The sequence below is a fragment of the Microbacterium sp. NPDC055502 genome (assembly GCF_053643635.1).
Map to the genome: position 1 here is coordinate 766,128 of NZ_JBSHKJ010000002.1, position 17,582 is coordinate 783,709.

Below are 17,582 nucleotides of genomic sequence, written 5' to 3' on the forward strand. Positions count from 1 at the left end.
ACTATAGTGGGGTCATGACCCCCGAGCCCAATCCGGCCCGACACGACCGCGACAGCGTCGCCCGCAGCGCTCTCGCCCTGCTCGACGAGGTCGGTCTGGCCGACCTCTCGATGCGGCGCATCGCCGCGCGGCTCGACGTGCAGCCCAGTGCTCTCTACTGGCACTTCGCGAGCAAGCAGGAGCTGCTCGCCGATCTCGCCGACCGCATCACCGCGGGCCTCCCCCGCGGAACCACCGGCGTCCTCGCCACCGCCCGCGGCCTGCGGGATGCTCTGTTCGCCCACCGCGACGGCGCCGAGCTCGTGCTGAGCACCTACGCGCTCCAGCTCGGCTCGGCGCACGCGCTCGACGCGCTCATCGCCGCGCTGCGGAGCGACGGCGCCGACGATCCCGAAACCCGCGCGACCGCGATCCTTCACTTCGTCCTCGGCCACGCGACGCTCGTGCAGCAGCGCATGCACGCCGACAGCCACGGCGCCCTGCCACCCTCGGACGAGATCGACGTCACGGCGGGTCTCGACCGCGCGTTCGACCTGGGCGTGCGGGCGCTCGCGGGCGAGGTCAGCGCACTGCGGGCTCCGCGGCGTGCCCGAGCCTGAGACCCGGCACGAGCGCCAGCAGCACGAGACCGAGACCGAACGCGAACACCACGCCGAAGGCACCAGGACCGCCGCCGAGGGTGGCCACGGCGAGCCCCGCGACCGCGATCGCGACCGCGGACCCCGTCGCGTCGGAGATCGACAGCGCCGAGGAGTTGAACCCCTGGTTCGACTCGTCCGAGTAGGCCAGCGTGAGCACCGTCAGGCGCGGATACAGCAGCCCCATGCCGCCACCCGCGAACGCCCACCCGAGGATCACCACGACGGGCGACACCGGGAACACGGCCGCCGCGAGCACCGCCAGCATCGCCACCAGGAGGGCTCCGAGGCTCAGCAGCGTGATGCGGCGGTTGCCCAGCCGCTCGCCGTAGCGCCCCTGCAGCGCCGAGGCTCCAGCCCACGCGAACGCGGCGAGCATGAGCGCCACCCCCGCCCACGTGGCGGTGAAGTCGTACTTCCGGATGAGCAGGTAGGGGATGTAGGCCTCCGCCGCGAAGAACGCGCCGGCCGCCACGCCGCGCATCAGCACGACGCTGGGCAACCCGGCTCCCGCGCGAAGGGTACGGGCGGGGAGCAGCGGCAGCACCGCGACGCCGATCCCGAGGATCGCGGCCACGGCGACCGGCCAGCGCACCCCGTCGTCGAGCTCGGCCGAGACGCCGATCACCACCGCCAGCGCCGCCACCACGACGGCCAGCAGCAAGCGGAGGCGCAGCGCACGCCGGTCCTGGGGTTCGCCGCCGCCCAGGTCGACACCACGCAGCCGGACCGCGATCATCAGGAAGGCGATCGCGGTGAGCACCGCGACGCCCAGGAACGCCCAGCGCCAGTGCAGGTACTCCGCGACCGCTCCCGCGAGGAACGGCCCCACCATCGACGGGACGACCCAGGCGGCCGCGAACGCCGCGAACACGCGCCCGTGCAGCTCCGGCGGGTAGAGCCGCGCGACCACGACGTACAGCGCGACCGTCTGACCGCCGGTGCCGAGCCCCTGCACGAGCCGACCGATCAGGAACTGCGGCATCGAGGTCGCGAAGCCCGAGATCAGCAGGCCGACGATGAACAGCGCCACCGCCACGTACAGCGCGCCGCGCGGCCCGCGCGCGTCGGACCAGGCACCGGTCGCGACCATCCCGATCACGCTCGTCGCGAGGGTGCCGGCGAACGCGACGGCGAACAGCGCCTCGCCGTCGAGCGCCGCACTCACGATCGGCATGACCGTGGTGACCGCGAGCGCCTCGATCGCGGCGAGGAAGATGAGCGCGACCGCGCCCACCGTCACCCAGATTCGGCCGCGATCCCAGATCGATGCGACGGGCTGCGGCGCGGTCATCGCTCCACGAGCGCGGCGATCCGCTCGACGGCCTCGGTCAGGATCTCCGGGCTCGTCCCGAAGTTCAGTCGCACGTGGCCCGCTCCCTCGGTGCCGAACGCCGGGCCGAAGTGCAGGGCGACCTTCGCATCCCGCAGGATCCGCCGGGCCGGGTTGTCGCCCCAGCCCAGAGCCGACAGGTCGATCCAGGCCAGGTAGCCCGCGTCCGGGATCCGGTAGCGGGCACCGGGAAGATGCCGCGCCAGCAGGTCCTCCAGGAGCACACGGTTCTGGTCGAGCGTGTCGAGCAGCCCGTCCAGCCACGCATCGCTCTCCTCCGCGAACGCTGCGACCGAGGCGAGCAGCCCGAACTGACCGGTGCGCCACTCGACCTCCACGGGGAGCCCTCGCACCACGGCGCTGGTGTCGTCGTCGGCCGTGACCATCAGCGCACACTTCAGGCCGGCGAGGTTGAACGCCTTGCTGGCGCTCACGACCGCATAGCCGACGCGTGCGGCCGTCTCGCTCGCCGCGAGGAAGGGCGTGAACCCGGTCCCCGGCTGGGCGAGCGGCGCGTGGATCTCGTCGGACACGACGGCGGCGCCGTACTCGGCAGCGATCTCCGCCAGCGCGGCGAGGGCGTCTCGGTCGTGCACCGTGCCGGTCGGGTTGTGCGGGTTGCACAGCAGGATCGCGGTCGCACCGTCGTCGAACGCCCCGCGGATCCCGTCGAGGTCGAGCTCCCACCCCGTGCCCGTGTCGCGCAGCGGCACCCGCAGCACCTCCGCACCGGCCTCCTCCACGAGGTCGTAGAACGGCGGGTACACGGGCGGGGTGACGACGACCCGCTCCCCCGGCTGCGTCACGCGGCGCAGGATCTCCACGATGCCCATGCTCACGTCGGCCGTGCTGCGAGTGCGAGCGGGATCCACCGCCCAGTCGTAACGGCGGCGCGCGAAGCCCGCGAACGCCTCGGCCAGCGGCGTCTTCGAGGCGATGTACCCCGTGTCGCCACGCTCGACCGCACGGTGCAGGGCCGCGGTGATCGCGGGGGCGAGGGGGAAGTCGGTCTCGGCGACGAAGAGCGGAAGCACATCGGCGGGGTACTCGCGCCACTTCTCGCTGCTGCGCTCACGGAGCTCCGCCAGGGACAGGGCCTGAACATGCAACATTCGATCTCCCGAGTTCTCGTCCCCGCCTCACCGCGGAGTCAGCGAAGCGGGCACGTCTCCGCGCCCGCTCCGTCGTGCATCACTGTCTTCAGCGTCAGATTGCGAATCCCAGCGCGCGCATCATGTCTCGCCCGTCGTCCGTGATCCGCTCCGGACCCCACGGCGGCATCCACACCCAGTTGATGCGGAACCGGTCCACGACGTTGTCGAGAGCCTGCGCGGTCTGGTCTTCGAGGACGTCGGTCAGCGGGCAGCCCGCGCTGGTCAACGTCATGTGGATGACGAGAGCATCGTTCTCGTCATCCCAGGCGAGGTCGTAGATGAGGCCGAGGTCGACGACGTTGATCCCGAGCTCCGGGTCCATGACGTCCTTGAGCGCCTCGGTGACCGCGTCGTACTTCTCATCCGTGAGGGTCGCTGTCATACGGCTCAGCCTACGCCTCGATCGGGGCGGAAGGGTCGAGGAACCGGTCGTAGCCCTCGTTCTCCAGCCGGTCGGCGAGCTCGGGCCCGCCCTCTTCGACGATCTTGCCGGCGACGACGACGTGCACGAAGTCGGGGCGGATGTACCGCAGGATCCGGGTGTAGTGCGTGATCAGGAGCACGCCGAGTCCCGTGGACTCCTTGGCACGGTTCACGCCCTCGGACACGATCTTCAGCGCGTCGACGTCGAGACCCGAGTCGGTCTCGTCGAGCACGGCGAACTTCGGCTTGAGCACCTCGAGCTGCAGGATCTCGTGGCGCTTCTTCTCGCCGCCGGAGAAGCCCTCGTTGACGTTGCGCTGCGCGAACTTCGGGTCCATGCGCAGGTTCGCCATGGACTCCTTGACGTCCTTGGTCCACTGGCGGATCGAGGGCGCCTCGCCGTCGAGCGCGGTCTTCGCCGTGCGCAGGAAGTTCGTCACGGTGACGCCGGGGATCTCCACCGGGTACTGCATCGCGAGGAAGAGCCCGGCGCGGGCGCGCTCGTCGACGCTCATCGCCAGCACGTCCTCCCCGTCGAACGTGATCGAGCCGGAGGTCACCGTGTACTTCGGGTGACCGGCGATCGTGTAGGCCAGGGTCGACTTGCCCGAGCCGTTGGGGCCCATGATGGCGTGGGTCTCACCGGTGTTCATGGTGAGGGTGATTCCGTTGAGGATCGGGGTGGTCCCCGCCTCGGTCTCGACCGTCACGTGCAGGTCGCGGATCTCGAGAACAGACATTCTTCAGACTTCCTTCGTCACAGCAGGATCGATGAGCACGTCGTCGCCGTCGATCTCGACGACATAGACCGGGACGGGCTCGTAAGCGGGGAGGTTCTGGGGCTTGCCGGTGATCAGGGAGAAGGCCGAGCCGTGAGCCCAGCACTCCACCGTGTCGCCTTCCACGAAGCCCTCGGACAGCGAGATGTCGCCGTGCGTGCAGGTGTCGCCGATGGCGTGGATCACGCCATCGCCGTCCTTGATCACCGTGATGGGCACGCCGCCCGGCTCGACGCGGAGCGGGGTGTCCTGCTCCAGGTCGGAGACCGCGCAGACGCGCTCGGCGGTCACGCGTCCACCTCGGCGAGCTCGGCCTCGATGGCGGCGAGCAGCTCCGCCTCGAGCGTCGGGATACCGAGGCGCAGCACGATGTCGGTGAGGAAGCCGAGCACGACGAGACGCCGCGCCTCCTCCTCCGGGATGCCGCGGGCCTGCAGGTAGAAGAGCTGCTCGTCGTCGAAGCGACCGGTCGCACTCGCGTGGCCCGCGCCGACGATGTCGCCCGTCTCGATCTCGAGGTTCGGGATCGAGTCGGCGCGCGCCCCCTCGGTGAGCACCAGGTTGCGGTTCGCCTCGTACGAGTCGGTGCCCGTGGCGTCGGCGCCGATCAGCACGTCGCCGATCCACACACTGTGCGCGCTCGCGCCCTGGAGGGCACCCTTGTAGAGCACGTCGCCCGTGGTGTGCGGACCCTTGTGGTGCAGGTAGACCTGGCTCTCCAGGTGCTGCCCGGCGTCCGCGTACGACAGCCCGTAGAGGTAGCCCTCGGAACCCGCGCCCGCGAGCTCCACGCTCGGGTTCACGCGCACGAGGCCGCCGCCGAAGCTCACCACGAAATGCTTGAGCGTGGCGTCGGAGCCGACGCGGGCCTGGTGCGCGGCCGCGTGCACCGCGTCGTCCTCCCATTGCTGCACCGTGACCACGGTGAGCTTCGCGCCATCGCGGACGATGATCTCCACGTTCTGCGCGTACTGCGCGGAACCCTTGTGCTGCAGCACCACGGTCGCGACGCTGTGCTCCAGCGCCTCGATCACGATGTGGGCGTCGGCGCGGCGGTCGGCACCCGTACCCGTGACGGAGATGAAGATCGGCTCGGCGACCTCCTCCTCACGCGGGATGCGCACGTGCACCGCCTCGCTCGCACCCTGCCAGGCGACGGCGGCCGTGATGTCCTCGGGGAGGAAGACCTCGCCGCGCGGAGCGGCGCCGATGGCGAGCGGTCCTGCCACGTACTGCCCGCCGGAGCTGAAGGCGTACGCGACGCCGTCGTTCGCCTCTGCCGTCTGGAACAGCGGCGTCAGCTGCGCGACCGGCGTGTGCTTCCAGTTGACCTCACGGCCGCTGGGGGCGCCGAAGTCGTCCGGGTCGTACGAGTGCGGGCGCTCGGAGCGCGTCTGCACCGGGACGAATCCGGCGTCGGCGACCTGGGCGGCCGGGTCGATGTGCGCGTTCGTGTGCTGCGCCTCCGTGGGCGCTGTCGTCGAGGCCGCCATTTAGCCGACCGATCCTTCCATGCCCATCTCGATGAGCTTGTTCAGTTCCATCGCGTACTCCATCGGCAGCTCGCGCGCGATCGGCTCGATGAAGCCGCGCACGATCATCGCCATCGCCTCGTCCTCGGGCATGCCGCGGGACTGGAGGTAGAAGAGCTGCTCCTCGCTGACCTTCGAGACCGTGGCCTCGTGGCCGAGCTGCACGTCGTCGACGCGGATGTCGATCGCCGGGTAGGTGTCGGAGCGCGACTTCGTGTCCACGAGCAGCGCGTCGCAACGGACGGTGTTCGCCGAGTGGTGGGCGTTGGCGTCGACGCGGACCTCACCGCGGTAGCCGGCGCGACCGCCGCCGCGGGCGATCGACTTCGAGACGATCGACGACTGCGTGTACGGCGCCATGTGGATCATCTTGGCCCCCGCGTCCTGGTGCTGACCGGGACCGGCGAAGGCGACCGAGAGGGTCTCGCCCTTGGCGTGCTCGCCCATCAGGTAGATCGACGGGTACTTCATCGTCACCTTGGAGCCGATGTTGCCGTCGACCCACTCCATGGTCGCGCCCTCGTGTGCCACGGCGCGCTTGGTGACCAGGTTGTAGACGTTGTTCGACCAGTTCTGGATCGTCGTGTAGCGCACGCGGGCGTTCTTCTTCACGATGATCTCGACCACGGCCGAGTGCAGCGAGTCGGACTTGTAGATCGGAGCCGTGCAGCCCTCGATGTAGTGGACGTAGCTGTCCTCGTCGGCGATGATCAGGGTCCGCTCGAACTGACCCATGTTCTCGGTGTTGATGCGGAAGTACGCCTGCAGCGGGATCTCGACGTGCACGCCCTTCGGGACGTAGACGAACGAGCCGCCCGACCACACGGCCGTGTTGAGTGCGGCGAACTTGTTGTCGCCCGCCGGGATGACCGTGCCGAAGTACTCCTCGAAGAACTCGGGGTGCTCACGCAGCGCCGTGTCGGTGTCCATGAAGATGACGCCCTGGGCCTCGAGGTCCTCGCGGATCTGGTGGTACACGACCTCGGATTCGTACTGCGCGGCGACGCCGGCCACGAGGCGCTGGCGCTCCGCCTCGGGGATGCCCAGGCGCTCGTACGTCTCGCGGATCTCCTCGGGGAGGTCCTCCCAGCTCTGCGCCTGCTTCTCGGTGGAGCGGACGAAGTACTTGATGTTGTCGAAGTCGATGTCGCTGAGGTCGGCGCCCCACGTCGGCATCGGCTTGCGACCGAAGAGCTGATACCCCTTCAGACGGGTCTTCAGCATCCACTCGGGCTCGTTCTTGAGGGCAGAGATCCCGCGGACCACCTCTTCGGAGATGCCGCGTTTCGCCACGGCACCCGCGGCGTCCTCATCGTGCCAGCCGAACTCGTACACCCCCAGACCGTCAAGCTCCGGGCGGTCGATCAGCACATCCGACATGCAACACTCTCCTCACAGGTCCCAAACGGTGTCATCCGCCCCGACACACCTGATCCCCGTCGAGTCTGCGGGAGCGGGTGCCGTTGGTGGGCCCTCATCATCGGCGCTTCCATCGCGCCTAAACTGTTGACGATGCTTCAGCGCGGTCAGCGCTCATCGCAACAATCCGATTCTACAGGTTCCGCCTGGCGGACGGGCCGCGCGCCACGTCGCCGACGAGCCGGAGGACTCATGCCCGAGACGACCATCACCACCCCTCCGACGACTCGGACGACCCCCGTTCCGCGATCCCGCGGGTGGGCGAAGGCGCTGACCGTCTTCGCGTGGCTCTCGTTCGTCAGCGAGACGATCATCATCGGCACCGGCGGCGCGGTGCGTCTGACCGGCTCCGGCCTCGGCTGTTCCGACTGGCCGCTGTGCACGCCCGAGTCGCTCGTGCCCATCCTCGAAGTGCAGGGGGTGCACGGCATCATCGAGTTCGGCAACCGCCTGATGACGGGCGTCGTCGGCATCATCGCTCTCACCGTCGTGCTGCTCGTCCTGTACACGGTGAACGGGCGTCGCGCGGTCACGAAGGCGCTGTGGTTCGCGCTCGGCGGCATCGTCGCGGCCGGCATCGCCTTCGCGATCGCCTTCCCCTTCCACTTCCCCGCCTCGCCGATCGCCTCCGGCGTGCTGCTGCTCGCCGTCATCGCGGCCGCCGTCCACTCCGTCCGCACCACGGCCACGCGTCGCGACCTCGTGCTCCTGGCGTGGCTCGTGCTGATCGGTGTGGTGGCGCAGGCCCTCGTCGGAGGCATCACGGTCCTGACCGGGCTGAACCCCTTCATCGTGGGCTTCCACTACACCTCGTCGCTGCTTCTCGTGTGCGTCACGGCCGCGTTCCTCGTGCGCCTCAAGACCGCACCGGGGCCCCGCGAACGCGCCGTGCCGAGCTGGTTCGCGATCATCACGCATGTGACAGGGCTCGCGCTCGCGGTGACGATCCTGTTCGGCGTCCTCACCACCGGCTCCGGGCCGCACTCGGGTGATGCGGACGTGCTGCGCCACGGCTTCGACGCGACCGTCCTCGCGCACGTGCACTCCTGGCCCGGCTACGTGCTAGCCGCCCTGGTGCTGTTCCTCACGATCACCGCCTGGGCACTCCGCCTGGAGCCCCGCCGCTGGCTGCTCGTGCTCGTGCTCGCGATCCTGGTGCAGGTCGGCGTCGGGGTGTGGCAGGCGCGCGAGGGTCTGCCGCCGATCCTGGTCGGCATCCACATGGTGCTCGCCTCGCTGTCGGCCGCGACGTACACCGTGGTCGTGCTGCACCTGAAGCGCCCGGTGCGGACGGACGTCCCGGCCGAGGACCCCGCCCCGGCGCTCACCGGGCGCTGAGCCGCACAGACGATCCATAGCGTGCGCACCGGGGCCTCATCAGGGCATCGGTCAGCCTGGTCGGCATGCACAGAACACTGACCAGAAGCATTGGATTCTGGATTCTCCTCATCGTGTCCCTCGCCGCGATCGGCGTCGGCGGATGGCTCATCGCCGGCCAGATCGGCACCATGACGAGCACCCTGCTCGATGGCACGGCCACGGGGGTGGAGGTCTACGTCGGCCAGTCGCTCGTGGTGGTCGGAGCCGCGGTGCTCGGCGCCGGCCTGATCGGCCTGCTCCTCGCCCTCGGCCTCGTGGCGGCGCGGGCACTCGTCCCGGCCGTGCCCGCCATGCCCGTCGCGCTCGACGCCGGAATGGATGAGCCGTCCCCCAACGAGGTCATCGCCGCGACCGGGTCCGCGACCGATCAGGAAGCGACGGCGACCACGGACGCCGCCAGCACGCCGGCGGACGACGCGTCAGCGTCCGCGGCGTCGGAGGACGCTGCGGATCAGAACGGCAGCAGCGGGTCGACCGCGACGGCCACGAAGATCAGCGTCAAGTAGGTGATCGAGGCGTGGAAGACTCGCATCGGCCGCGCCTCGGTCCCCCGCACCGCCTGGTTGTACAAGCGGTGCGACTCGTAGATGAACCAGCCGCCGAAGACCAGCGCGGACACCGTGTAGACGAGACCCATGTTCGCGATCGGCACCAGCAGCAGCGAGCACGCGACGGTCGCCCACGCGTAGAGGATCACCTGGAGGCCGACCTGCGAGGCGTTGCGCGTGACGCCGAGCATCGGGACGTCGACGTCCTCGTAGTCGTCCTTGTACTTCATCGACAGCGGCCAGTAGTGCGGCGGCGTCCACAGGAAGACCAGCAGGAACAGGATGAACGCCGGCCAGTCGAGAGAGCCCGTGACGGCCGACCAGCCGATGAGCACGGGGAAGCAGCCCGCGATGCCGCCCCAGATGATGTTCTGCTCGGTGCGGCGCTTGAGGATCATCGTGTAGATCACGACGTAGAAGAAGATGGCCGAGGCCGAGAGCACTGCGGTGAGCCAGTTGGTGGTGAACCAGAGCCAGACGGTGGACACGATCGCGAGAGTCCAGGAGAAGATCAGCGCGCCGCGCGGGCTCACCTCGCCCGTGACCAGCGGACGGTTCTCCGTGCGGTGCATGTGCGCGTCGATGTCGCGGTCGAGATACATGTTGAAGGCCCCGGCCGAGCCGGCGCTCATGGATCCGCCGATGACGGTCGCGAGGACCAGCCAGAGGTTCGGGAGACCGCCCTGGGCGAGGAACATCACCGGGACGGTCGAGACGAGGAGGAGTTCGAGGACTCGGGGCTTCGTCAGCGTCACGTAAGCGCTCACCGTGCGACCGATGGACGACTTCCGTACGGTCTGATCAGACATCGTCGAGATCTCGATCGCCTCCTCCGCGCGCGTTACGGGACAACCTCTCCAGTGTATGACACGCGATGACGCCTTCCGTGCCGCCCGGCCACCGATCGGATCCACCGTCACCGCTATGCTGAAGGCACTCGCGCGCCCGATGCTGCGCACACCCCCACCCGTCCTCGAGGCGGTGCGGAATGCGCCAGGGAAGTTGCGGATGCGCCAAGGAATACGGGCGCCCTCGAAACTGTCGGAAAGGGCATGAACGTGTCGGAATTGCAGTGGGACGAGATCGATCGACGCGCGGTGGACACCGCCCGGATCCTGGCGGCCGATGCGGTCGAGAAGGTCGGCAACGGCCACCCCGGCACGGCGATGAGCCTGGCTCCCGCGGCGTATCTGCTGTACCAGCGCGTCCTGCGGCACGACCCCGCCGACACCGACTGGCTCGGCCGCGACCGGTTCATCCTCTCCGTCGGACACTCGTCCCTCACGCAGTACGTGCAGCTCTACCTCGGCGGCTTCGGCCTCGAGCTCGACGACCTCAAGGCGCTGCGCACGTGGGGCTCGAAGACCCCCGGCCACCCCGAGTACGGACACACGAAGGGCGTGGAGATCACGACGGGGCCGCTCGGTCAGGGCCTCGCCTCCGCCGTGGGATTCGCCTACGCCGCCCGCTACGAGCGTGGGCTGTTCGATCCGGAGGCCGCGGCGGGCACGAGCCCGTTCGACCACTTCGTCTACGTGATCGCGGGTGACGGCGACCTGCAGGAGGGCGTGACCAGCGAGGCCTCGTCGCTCGCGGGCCACCAGCAGCTGGGCAACCTCATCGCGATCTACGACTCCAACCAGATCTCCATCGAGGACGACACGAACGTCGCGTTCACGGAGGACGTCGCCGCCCGCTACGCCTCCTACGGCTGGCACGTGCAGACGGTCGACTGGAAGAAGACGGGCGAGTACGTCGAAGACGTCGCCGAGCTCTACGCCGCCATCGAGGCCGCGAAGGGCGAGACCGACAAGCCCTCGCTCATCATCCTCAAGACCATCATCGGCTGGCCCTCGCCCGGCAAGCAGAACACCGGCAAGATCCACGGCTCCGCCCTGGGTGCGGACGAGCTCGCCGCGACCAAGAAGGTCCTCGGCTTCGACCCGGAGCAGACGTTCGTGGTGGCCGACGACGTGATCGCCCGCACGCGCGGCCTGGCCGAGCGCGCCGCCGAGGAGCGCGCCGCCTGGCAGAAGTCGTTCGACGCCTGGGCCGAGGCGAACCCGGAGCGCAAGGCGCTGCTCGACCGCGTCGAGGCCCGCGAGCTCCCCGCCGACATCGCCGACGCGCTGCCCGTGTTCGAGGCCGGCAAGGACGTCTCGACCCGCGCCGCGTCCGGCCAGGTCATCAACGCCCTCGCCGCACAGCTGCCCGAGCTCTGGGGCGGGTCCGCCGACCTCGCCGAGTCCAACCTCACCACGATCAAGGACGCGGCGTCGTTCATCCCCGAGGAGTGGTCGACGCACGAGTGGTCGGGCACCCCCTACGGCCGCGTGCTGCACTTCGGCATCCGCGAGCACGCGATGGGCGCGATCGTGAACGGCATCGTGCTGCACGGGCCGACGCGCGCGTTCGGCGGCACCTTCCTCATCTTCAGCGACTACATGCGACCCTCGGTGCGTCTGGCCGCTCTGATGAACGTGCCGAGCATCTTCGTCTGGACGCACGACTCCGTCGCCCTCGGTGAGGACGGACCCACCCACCAGCCCATCGAGCAGCTCGCCACGCTGCGCGCGATCCCGAACCTCGCCGTCGTGCGCCCCGCCGACGCGAACGAGACCGCCGCCGTCTGGCTGGAGATCCTCCGCCGCCACGAGGGCCCCGCCGGCATCGCCCTGACGCGACAGAACATCCCGGTGTTCGAGCGCGGCGAGGGCGAGGCCTCTGGCGACACGTTCGCCTCCGCCGCTCAGGCCGTCAAGGGTGCGTACGTGCTCGCCGAGGCCCCGAACGGCACGCCCGACGTCATCATCGTCGCCACCGGATCCGAGGTGCAGCTCGCGGTGAACGCCCGCGCGGCCCTCGCCGAGGAGGGCGTGAACGTGCGCGTCGTCTCGGCCCCGTCGCTCGAGTGGTTCGCGGAGCAGGACGAGGCGTACCGCGAGAGCGTGCTGCCGTCGTCGGTCACGGCGCGGGTGTCGGTCGAGGCCGGCTCCGTGCTCACGTGGCGCGGCATCGTCGGCGACCGCGGTCGTTCGGTCGGCATCGACCACTTCGGCGCCTCCGCCGACTACAAGACCCTCTTCGAGAAGTTCGGCATCACCACCGAGGCCGTCGTCGCGGCCGCCCGCGAGACCATCAAGGAGAACGCATGAGCACCCCCACCGCACAGCTCGCCGAGGCCGGCGTCAGCATCTGGCTCGACGACCTCTCGCGCACCCGCATCTCCTCCGGCAACCTCGCGGAGCTGATCTCGTCGCGCAACGTCGTCGGCGTCACCACGAACCCGACGATCTTCGCCAACGCGATCACCGACAAGAACGACACGTCGTACGACGCGCAGGTCACCGAGCTCGCCGCGTCCGGCGCCTCGGCGGAGGAGGCCGTGTTCGCGGCCACCACGCAGGATGTGGGTGCCGCGCTCGACATCTTCCGCCCGGTGTGGGAGCAGTCCGGTCACGTGGACGGCCGCGTGTCCATCGAGGTCTCCCCCGACCTCGCGCATGACACCGACGGCACCGTCGCGCAGGCGAAGGAGCTGTGGGCGAAGATCGACCGCCCGAACCTGCTCGTGAAGATCCCGGCGACCAAGGCCGGCCTCCCGGCGATCACCGAGGCGATCGCGCACGGCATCAGCGTCAACGTGACCCTGATCTTCAGCCTGGAGCGGTACGCCGAGGTCATCGACGCCTACCTGACGGGCCTGGAGCGCGCGAAGGACGCCGGTGTCGACCTGTCGACCGTCCACTCCGTCGCGTCGTTCTTCGTCTCCCGCGTGGACACCGAGACCGACAAGCGCCTCACCGCGATCGGGACCGACGCCGCCGAGGCCCTCAAGAGCAAGGCCGGCCTGGCCAACGCCCGCCTGGCCTACGAGCTGTTCGAGCAGAGCTTCGAGACCGACCGGGCGAAGGCCCTCCTCGCGGCGGGGGCGAACGCCCAGCGTCCGCTCTGGGCGTCGACCGGCGTGAAGGACCCTGCGCTGCCCGACACCCTCTATGTCACCGAGCTCGTCGCCCCCGGCGTCGTCAACACCATGCCGGAGAAGACCCTCGAGGCCACCTTCGACCACGGCGTCGTCACCGGCGACACCATCACCGGCGGCTACAACGAGGCCCGTCAGGTCTTCGCCGGGCTGGAAGAGGTCGGCATCGACTTCACCGACGTCACCCAGGTGCTCGAGGACGAGGGCGTCGCCAAGTTCATCGATTCGTGGCACGACCTGCTCACCCAGGTCGCCGAGGCACTGGAGGCACAGCGATGACCTTCGCGATCCACGCCTCGGGCGCCGCGCGCGCCGCGATCGAGGAGACCGTCCCGAGCCTCGTCCACGACCTGGTCGCCTCGCGCATCACGAGCGGCGACGCCACGCTGTGGGGTCCGGCGGCCGAGGCCGAGGCCTCGATCCGGCTCGGGTGGGTCGAGGCGGTCTCCGTCTCCCGGCCGCTCGTCGCCGAGATCGTCGCCCTGCGCGAGGAGCTCGCCGCGAAGGGAGTCACGCGCGTCGTGCTCGCCGGCATGGGCGGATCGTCGCTCGCGCCCGAGGTGATCGCGCAGACCTCGGGGGTCCCCCTCACGATCCTCGACTCCACGGCGCCCGGCCAGGTGCTGGCCGCGCTCGACGAGGGCCTCGCCGAGACCGTGCTCGTGGTGTCGTCGAAGTCCGGGTCCACGGTCGAGACCGACTCGCAGCGTCGCACGTTCGAGGCGGCGTTCCGCGACCTCGGCATCGACCCGACCGAGCGCATCGTCGTCGTCACCGACCCGGGCTCGCCGCTCGACGCCTCCGCGCGCGAGGCCGGGTACCGCGTGTTCAACGCCGACCCGAACGTGGGCGGCCGCTACTCCGCGCTGACCGCGTTCGGCCTGGTGCCGTCCGGCCTCGCGGGCGTCGATATCGACGAGCTGCTGAACGAGGCCGAGGCCTCGCTGCTCGAGGTCGCCGTCGACTCCGCCGAGAACCCGGCCCTGCGCCTGGGCGCGGCCATCGCCGCAACCACCCCGCGCCGCGACAAGCTGGGTCTGATCACGGACGGCACCCACATCAAGGGCCTGCCCGACTGGATCGAGCAGCTCATCGCCGAGTCCACGGGCAAGGAGGGAACCGGCATCCTCCCGGTCGTGCTGCTCCCCGTCTCCCCCGAGCTCGACCCCGTGCCCGCCGACCTGCAGATCGTGCGACTGGTCGACGACGCGAACGAGTTCCACCTGCACGAGCGCCACGAAGGTGAGATCCTCGTCAGCGGCACGCTCGGCGCGCAGTTCATCGTCTGGGAGTACGCCACCGCCATCGCCGGGCACCTGCTCGGCATCAACCCGTTCGACCAGCCCGACGTCGAGTCGGCGAAGGTGGCCGCGCGCGGCCTCCTCGACGCCCGACCCGAGCCCACCGCCCCCGCGTTCGTGGAGAACGGCGTCGAGGTGCGCGTGTCGGACCCGGCTCTCGCGGCCTCCGGCACGGTCGAGGGCGTGCTCGACGCGCTGTGGGCGCAGCTGCCCGCCGACGGCTACGTGTCGATCCAGGCGTACGTCAACCGTCTCGAGGTGCCGCAGCTGCAGGGTCTGCGCGAGCTGGTCGCCGCCGACTCCGGTCGTCCGACCACGTTCGGCTGGGGCCCGCGCTTCCTCCACTCGACCGGCCAGTACCACAAGGGCGGCCCGGCGCAGGGGGTGTTCCTGCAGATCCTGGAGCGCACCGACGTCGACCTCGAGATCCCCGGTCGGCCGTTCACGTTCGGTCAGCTCATCCAGGCGCAGGCCGCCGGCGACGCGGGCGTGCTCGCGGAGCACGGGCGTCCCGTCGTCTCGCTGACGATCACGGAGTCGTCCGACGACGTGCTCACCCTCTTCGAAGCCGCACAGAAGTAACAGCAGGAGAAGCCCCCACCGATGACTGTTCCCCTCTCGCGCGGGCACAACCCGCTGCGCGACCCCGACGATCGCCGGCTCAACCGGATCGCGGGGCCCAGCGCCCTCGTGATCTTCGGCGTCACGGGAGACCTGTCGCGCAAGAAACTCATGCCCGCGGTGTACGACCTCGCCAACCGCGGCCTGCTGCCCCCCGGGTTCGCTCTGGTCGGGTTCGCCCGACGCGACTGGGAGGACCAGGACTTCGCGCAGGTCGTGTACGACGCGGTGAAGGAGCACGCCAGGACGCCGTTCCGCGAGGAGACCTGGGCGCAGCTGTTGCAGGGCATCCGCTTCGTGTCCGGCGAGTTCGACAACCCGGACTCCTTCCGCAAGCTCAGGGAGACCGTCGAGCGTCTCGACGTGGAACGCGGCACGATGGGCAACCACGCGTTCTACCTGTCGATCCCGCCGAAGGACTTCCCGCTGGTGGCGAAGCAGCTCAAGGACTCCGGGCTCGTCGGGCAGGACGCCGACGACGACGAGCGGTGGCGGCGTGTGGTCATCGAGAAGCCGTTCGGGCACGACCTCGAGTCGGCCCGCGCGCTGAACGCGGCGCTGGAAGTCGCGTTCCCGGCCGACTCGATCTTCCGCATCGACCACTACCTCGGCAAGGAGACGGTCCAGAACATCCTGGCGCTGCGCTTCGCCAATGAGCTGTACGAGCCGATCTGGAACCGCAACTACGTGGACCACGTGCAGATCACGATGGCCGAGGACATCGGCGTCGGGGGACGCGCGGGGTACTACGACGGCATCGGGGCGGCCCGTGACGTGATCCAGAACCACCTCCTGCAGTTGCTGGCGCTCACCGCGATGGAGGAGCCGATCAGCCTGTCGGCGGAGCATCTGCGCGCCGAGAAGGAGAAGGTGCTCGCCGCCGTGCACGTGCCGGAGGACCTGTCGCTCGCGACGGCCCGCGGGCAGTACGCCGGTGGCTGGCAGGGCGGCGAGAAGGTGACCGGCTTCCTCGACGAGGAGGGCATGAACCCCGAGTCCACGACCGAGACCTACGCGGCCATCAAGCTGGAGATCGACACGCGACGCTGGGCGGGCGTGCCGTTCTACCTGCGCACCGGCAAGCGCCTCGGCCGTCGCGTGACCGAGATCGCCGTCGTGTTCAACCGGGCACCGCAGCACCTCTTCGGCCGGGGCAACGCCTCCGAGCTCGGACAGAACGCGCTCGTCATCCGCGTGCAGCCCGATGAGGGTGTCACGATCCGGTTCGGCTCGAAGGTCCCCGGCACAGGCTCGAACGTGCGCGACGTCACGATGGACTTCGGCTACGGCCACGCCTTCACGGAGGCGAGCCCGGAGGCGTACGAGCGGCTCATCCTGGACGTGCTGCTCGGAGACCCGCCGCTCTTCCCGCGGCACGAGGAGGTCGAGCTCTCCTGGAAGATCCTCGACCCGGTGGAGAAGTACTGGGCGGCCCAGGGCGGCCCGGTGGAGCAGTACGCTCCGGGATCGTGGGGCCCGGCGTCCGCCGACGACCTGCTGGCCCGCGACGGACGAGTCTGGAGACGCCCGTGATCATCGACCTTCCCGACACGACCGTCAGCCAGGTCGCGAAGCAGCTCGTCAAGGTGCGCGAGGAGGGCGGCGCGGTCGCCCTCGGACGCGTGCTGACGCTCGTCATCTCCGCGCGCAACGGAGTCGCGGAGGCCGCGATCGACGCGGCCAACGACGCCTCGCGTGAGCACCCGATGCGCGTGATCGTGCTCACGACCGGAGACGGCGAGTCCCGCCTGGACGCACAGATCCGTGTGGGCGGAGACGCCGGAGCCAGCGAGGTCGTGGTGCTGCACGCCTACGGCGACGCCGCCAGCAACGAGGAGAGCCTGATCACCGGGCTCCTGCTCCCCGACGCACCCGTCGTGGCGTGGTGGCCGGAGGAGGCTCCGGCGTCGCCGTCGTCCTCCCCGCTCGGCCGCATCGCGCAGCGCCGGATCACCGACGCCGCGACCTCGCCCGATGTGCGCGACCGGCTCGCGCTGCTCGGCCGCACGCACGCGCCCGGCGACACCGACCTCGCGTGGACGCGGCTCACGCACTGGCGCGAGCAGCTGGCCGCCGTGCTGGATCAGCCGCCGTACGAGACCATCACCGCCGTCGAGGTGCGCGGGGCCGCGGCCTCCCCCTCCACGGCTCTGCTCGCCGCGTGGCTGCAGATGGCGCTGGACGTGCCGGTGCGGTGGTCGTACGAGAGCCCGGAGGAGTGGCAGGAGGGCATCAAGTCCGTGCGTCTGACGCGTGAGTCCGGTGACATCCTGCTGGAGCGTCCCTCGCCCGGCATCGCCGTGCTCACGCAGCCGGACCAGCCCAACCACGACCTCCACCTGCCGCGGCGTACGCTGCGCGAGTGCCTCGCCGAGGAGCTGCGCAGATTGGATCCAGATCTCCTGTACGGTCGAGTCATCACGGATGGCTGGGAGAAGCTCGGTCCGCCCGAGACGGGAGAGTGACACC

The 17,582-nt window shown here is 69.9% G+C and carries 16 protein-coding genes; 8 read left to right on the top strand and 8 right to left on the bottom strand.

The window, feature by feature from the left end; all coding sequences use genetic code 11:
- Positions 1-14 precede the first annotated feature (14 nt).
- Positions 15-599: a TetR family transcriptional regulator gene (locus ACWH95_RS14730; protein ID WP_206251159.1), complete on the top strand. Its 585-nt coding sequence runs from the start codon at positions 15-17 to the stop codon at positions 597-599.
- On the opposite strand, the gene ACWH95_RS14735 is transcribed toward ACWH95_RS14730, so the two are convergent.
- The 7 genes from ACWH95_RS14735 to sufB all read right to left on the bottom strand — a co-directional run bounded on the left by ACWH95_RS14735 (position 562) and on the right by sufB (position 7,239).
- Complete coding sequence (locus tag ACWH95_RS14735; protein WP_136030169.1) at positions 562-1,932, bottom strand: MFS transporter; 1,371 nt, start codon at positions 1,930-1,932, stop codon at positions 562-564. The genes ACWH95_RS14730 and ACWH95_RS14735 overlap by 38 nt on opposite strands.
- On the bottom strand, positions 1,929-3,083 hold the full coding sequence (locus ACWH95_RS14740) for a MalY/PatB family protein (RefSeq protein WP_136030167.1): 1,155 nt from the start codon (positions 3,081-3,083) through the stop codon (positions 1,929-1,931). Before ACWH95_RS14740 ends, ACWH95_RS14735 begins: the two co-directional genes overlap by 4 nt.
- Before the next feature lie 94 nt (positions 3,084-3,177).
- The gene (locus ACWH95_RS14745; protein ID WP_017202280.1) at positions 3,178-3,507 is read right to left on the bottom strand and encodes a metal-sulfur cluster assembly factor; all 330 of its coding nucleotides are present in this window, start codon (positions 3,505-3,507) and stop codon (positions 3,178-3,180) included.
- A gap of 10 nt (positions 3,508-3,517) precedes the next feature.
- The gene (sufC, locus tag ACWH95_RS14750) at positions 3,518-4,288 is read right to left on the bottom strand and encodes a Fe-S cluster assembly ATPase SufC (protein ID WP_101845421.1); all 771 of its coding nucleotides are present in this window, start codon (positions 4,286-4,288) and stop codon (positions 3,518-3,520) included.
- 3 nt (positions 4,289-4,291) lie between these two features.
- Complete coding sequence (locus ACWH95_RS14755; RefSeq protein ID WP_136030165.1) at positions 4,292-4,618, bottom strand: non-heme iron oxygenase ferredoxin subunit; 327 nt, start codon at positions 4,616-4,618, stop codon at positions 4,292-4,294.
- On the bottom strand, positions 4,615-5,820 hold the full coding sequence (gene sufD / locus ACWH95_RS14760; protein WP_136030163.1) for a Fe-S cluster assembly protein SufD: 1,206 nt from the start codon (positions 5,818-5,820) through the stop codon (positions 4,615-4,617). Before sufD ends, ACWH95_RS14755 begins: the two co-directional genes overlap by 4 nt.
- On the bottom strand, positions 5,821-7,239 hold the full coding sequence (sufB, locus tag ACWH95_RS14765; protein WP_136030161.1) for a Fe-S cluster assembly protein SufB: 1,419 nt from the start codon (positions 7,237-7,239) through the stop codon (positions 5,821-5,823).
- A gap of 231 nt (positions 7,240-7,470) precedes the next feature.
- On the opposite strand from sufB, the gene ACWH95_RS14770 reads away from it, so the two are divergent.
- Positions 7,471-8,616, top strand: coding sequence for a COX15/CtaA family protein (locus ACWH95_RS14770; protein ID WP_454120884.1), 1,146 nt, complete (start codon positions 7,471-7,473; stop codon positions 8,614-8,616).
- A gap of 65 nt (positions 8,617-8,681) precedes the next feature.
- A complete protein-coding gene (locus tag ACWH95_RS14775; protein ID WP_454120885.1) occupies positions 8,682-9,164 on the top strand; it encodes a hypothetical protein in 483 nt (160 codons plus the stop codon).
- Here ACWH95_RS14775 and ACWH95_RS14780 read toward each other — a convergent pair.
- On the bottom strand, positions 9,110-10,015 hold the full coding sequence (locus ACWH95_RS14780; protein WP_136030155.1) for a heme o synthase: 906 nt from the start codon (positions 10,013-10,015) through the stop codon (positions 9,110-9,112). The genes ACWH95_RS14775 and ACWH95_RS14780 overlap by 55 nt on opposite strands.
- 249 nt (positions 10,016-10,264) lie before the next feature.
- Between ACWH95_RS14780 and tkt the strand changes: the two genes are divergently transcribed.
- The 5 genes from tkt to ACWH95_RS14805 are packed head-to-tail and all read left to right on the top strand — an operon-like array spanning position 10,265 to position 17,578.
- Positions 10,265-12,361 (top strand): transketolase, encoded by a 2,097-nt coding sequence (gene tkt / locus ACWH95_RS14785; protein ID WP_454121005.1) that lies wholly within the window; start codon positions 10,265-10,267, stop codon positions 12,359-12,361.
- Positions 12,358-13,470: a transaldolase gene (gene tal, locus ACWH95_RS14790; protein ID WP_454120886.1), complete on the top strand. Its 1,113-nt coding sequence runs from the start codon at positions 12,358-12,360 to the stop codon at positions 13,468-13,470. Before tkt ends, tal begins: the two co-directional genes overlap by 4 nt.
- Positions 13,467-15,074: a glucose-6-phosphate isomerase gene (locus ACWH95_RS14795; protein ID WP_136036927.1), complete on the top strand. Its 1,608-nt coding sequence runs from the start codon at positions 13,467-13,469 to the stop codon at positions 15,072-15,074. The genes tal and ACWH95_RS14795 overlap by 4 nt, the downstream gene beginning before the upstream one ends.
- A 21-nt stretch (positions 15,075-15,095) precedes the next feature.
- Entirely contained in the window at positions 15,096-16,646 is a 1,551-nt protein-coding gene (gene zwf / locus ACWH95_RS14800; RefSeq protein WP_136030150.1) for a glucose-6-phosphate dehydrogenase, read from the top strand.
- On the top strand, positions 16,643-17,578 hold the full coding sequence (locus ACWH95_RS14805) for a glucose-6-phosphate dehydrogenase assembly protein OpcA (protein WP_136030148.1): 936 nt from the start codon (positions 16,643-16,645) through the stop codon (positions 17,576-17,578). The genes zwf and ACWH95_RS14805 overlap by 4 nt, the downstream gene beginning before the upstream one ends.
- Positions 17,579-17,582: the final 4 nt, after the last annotated feature.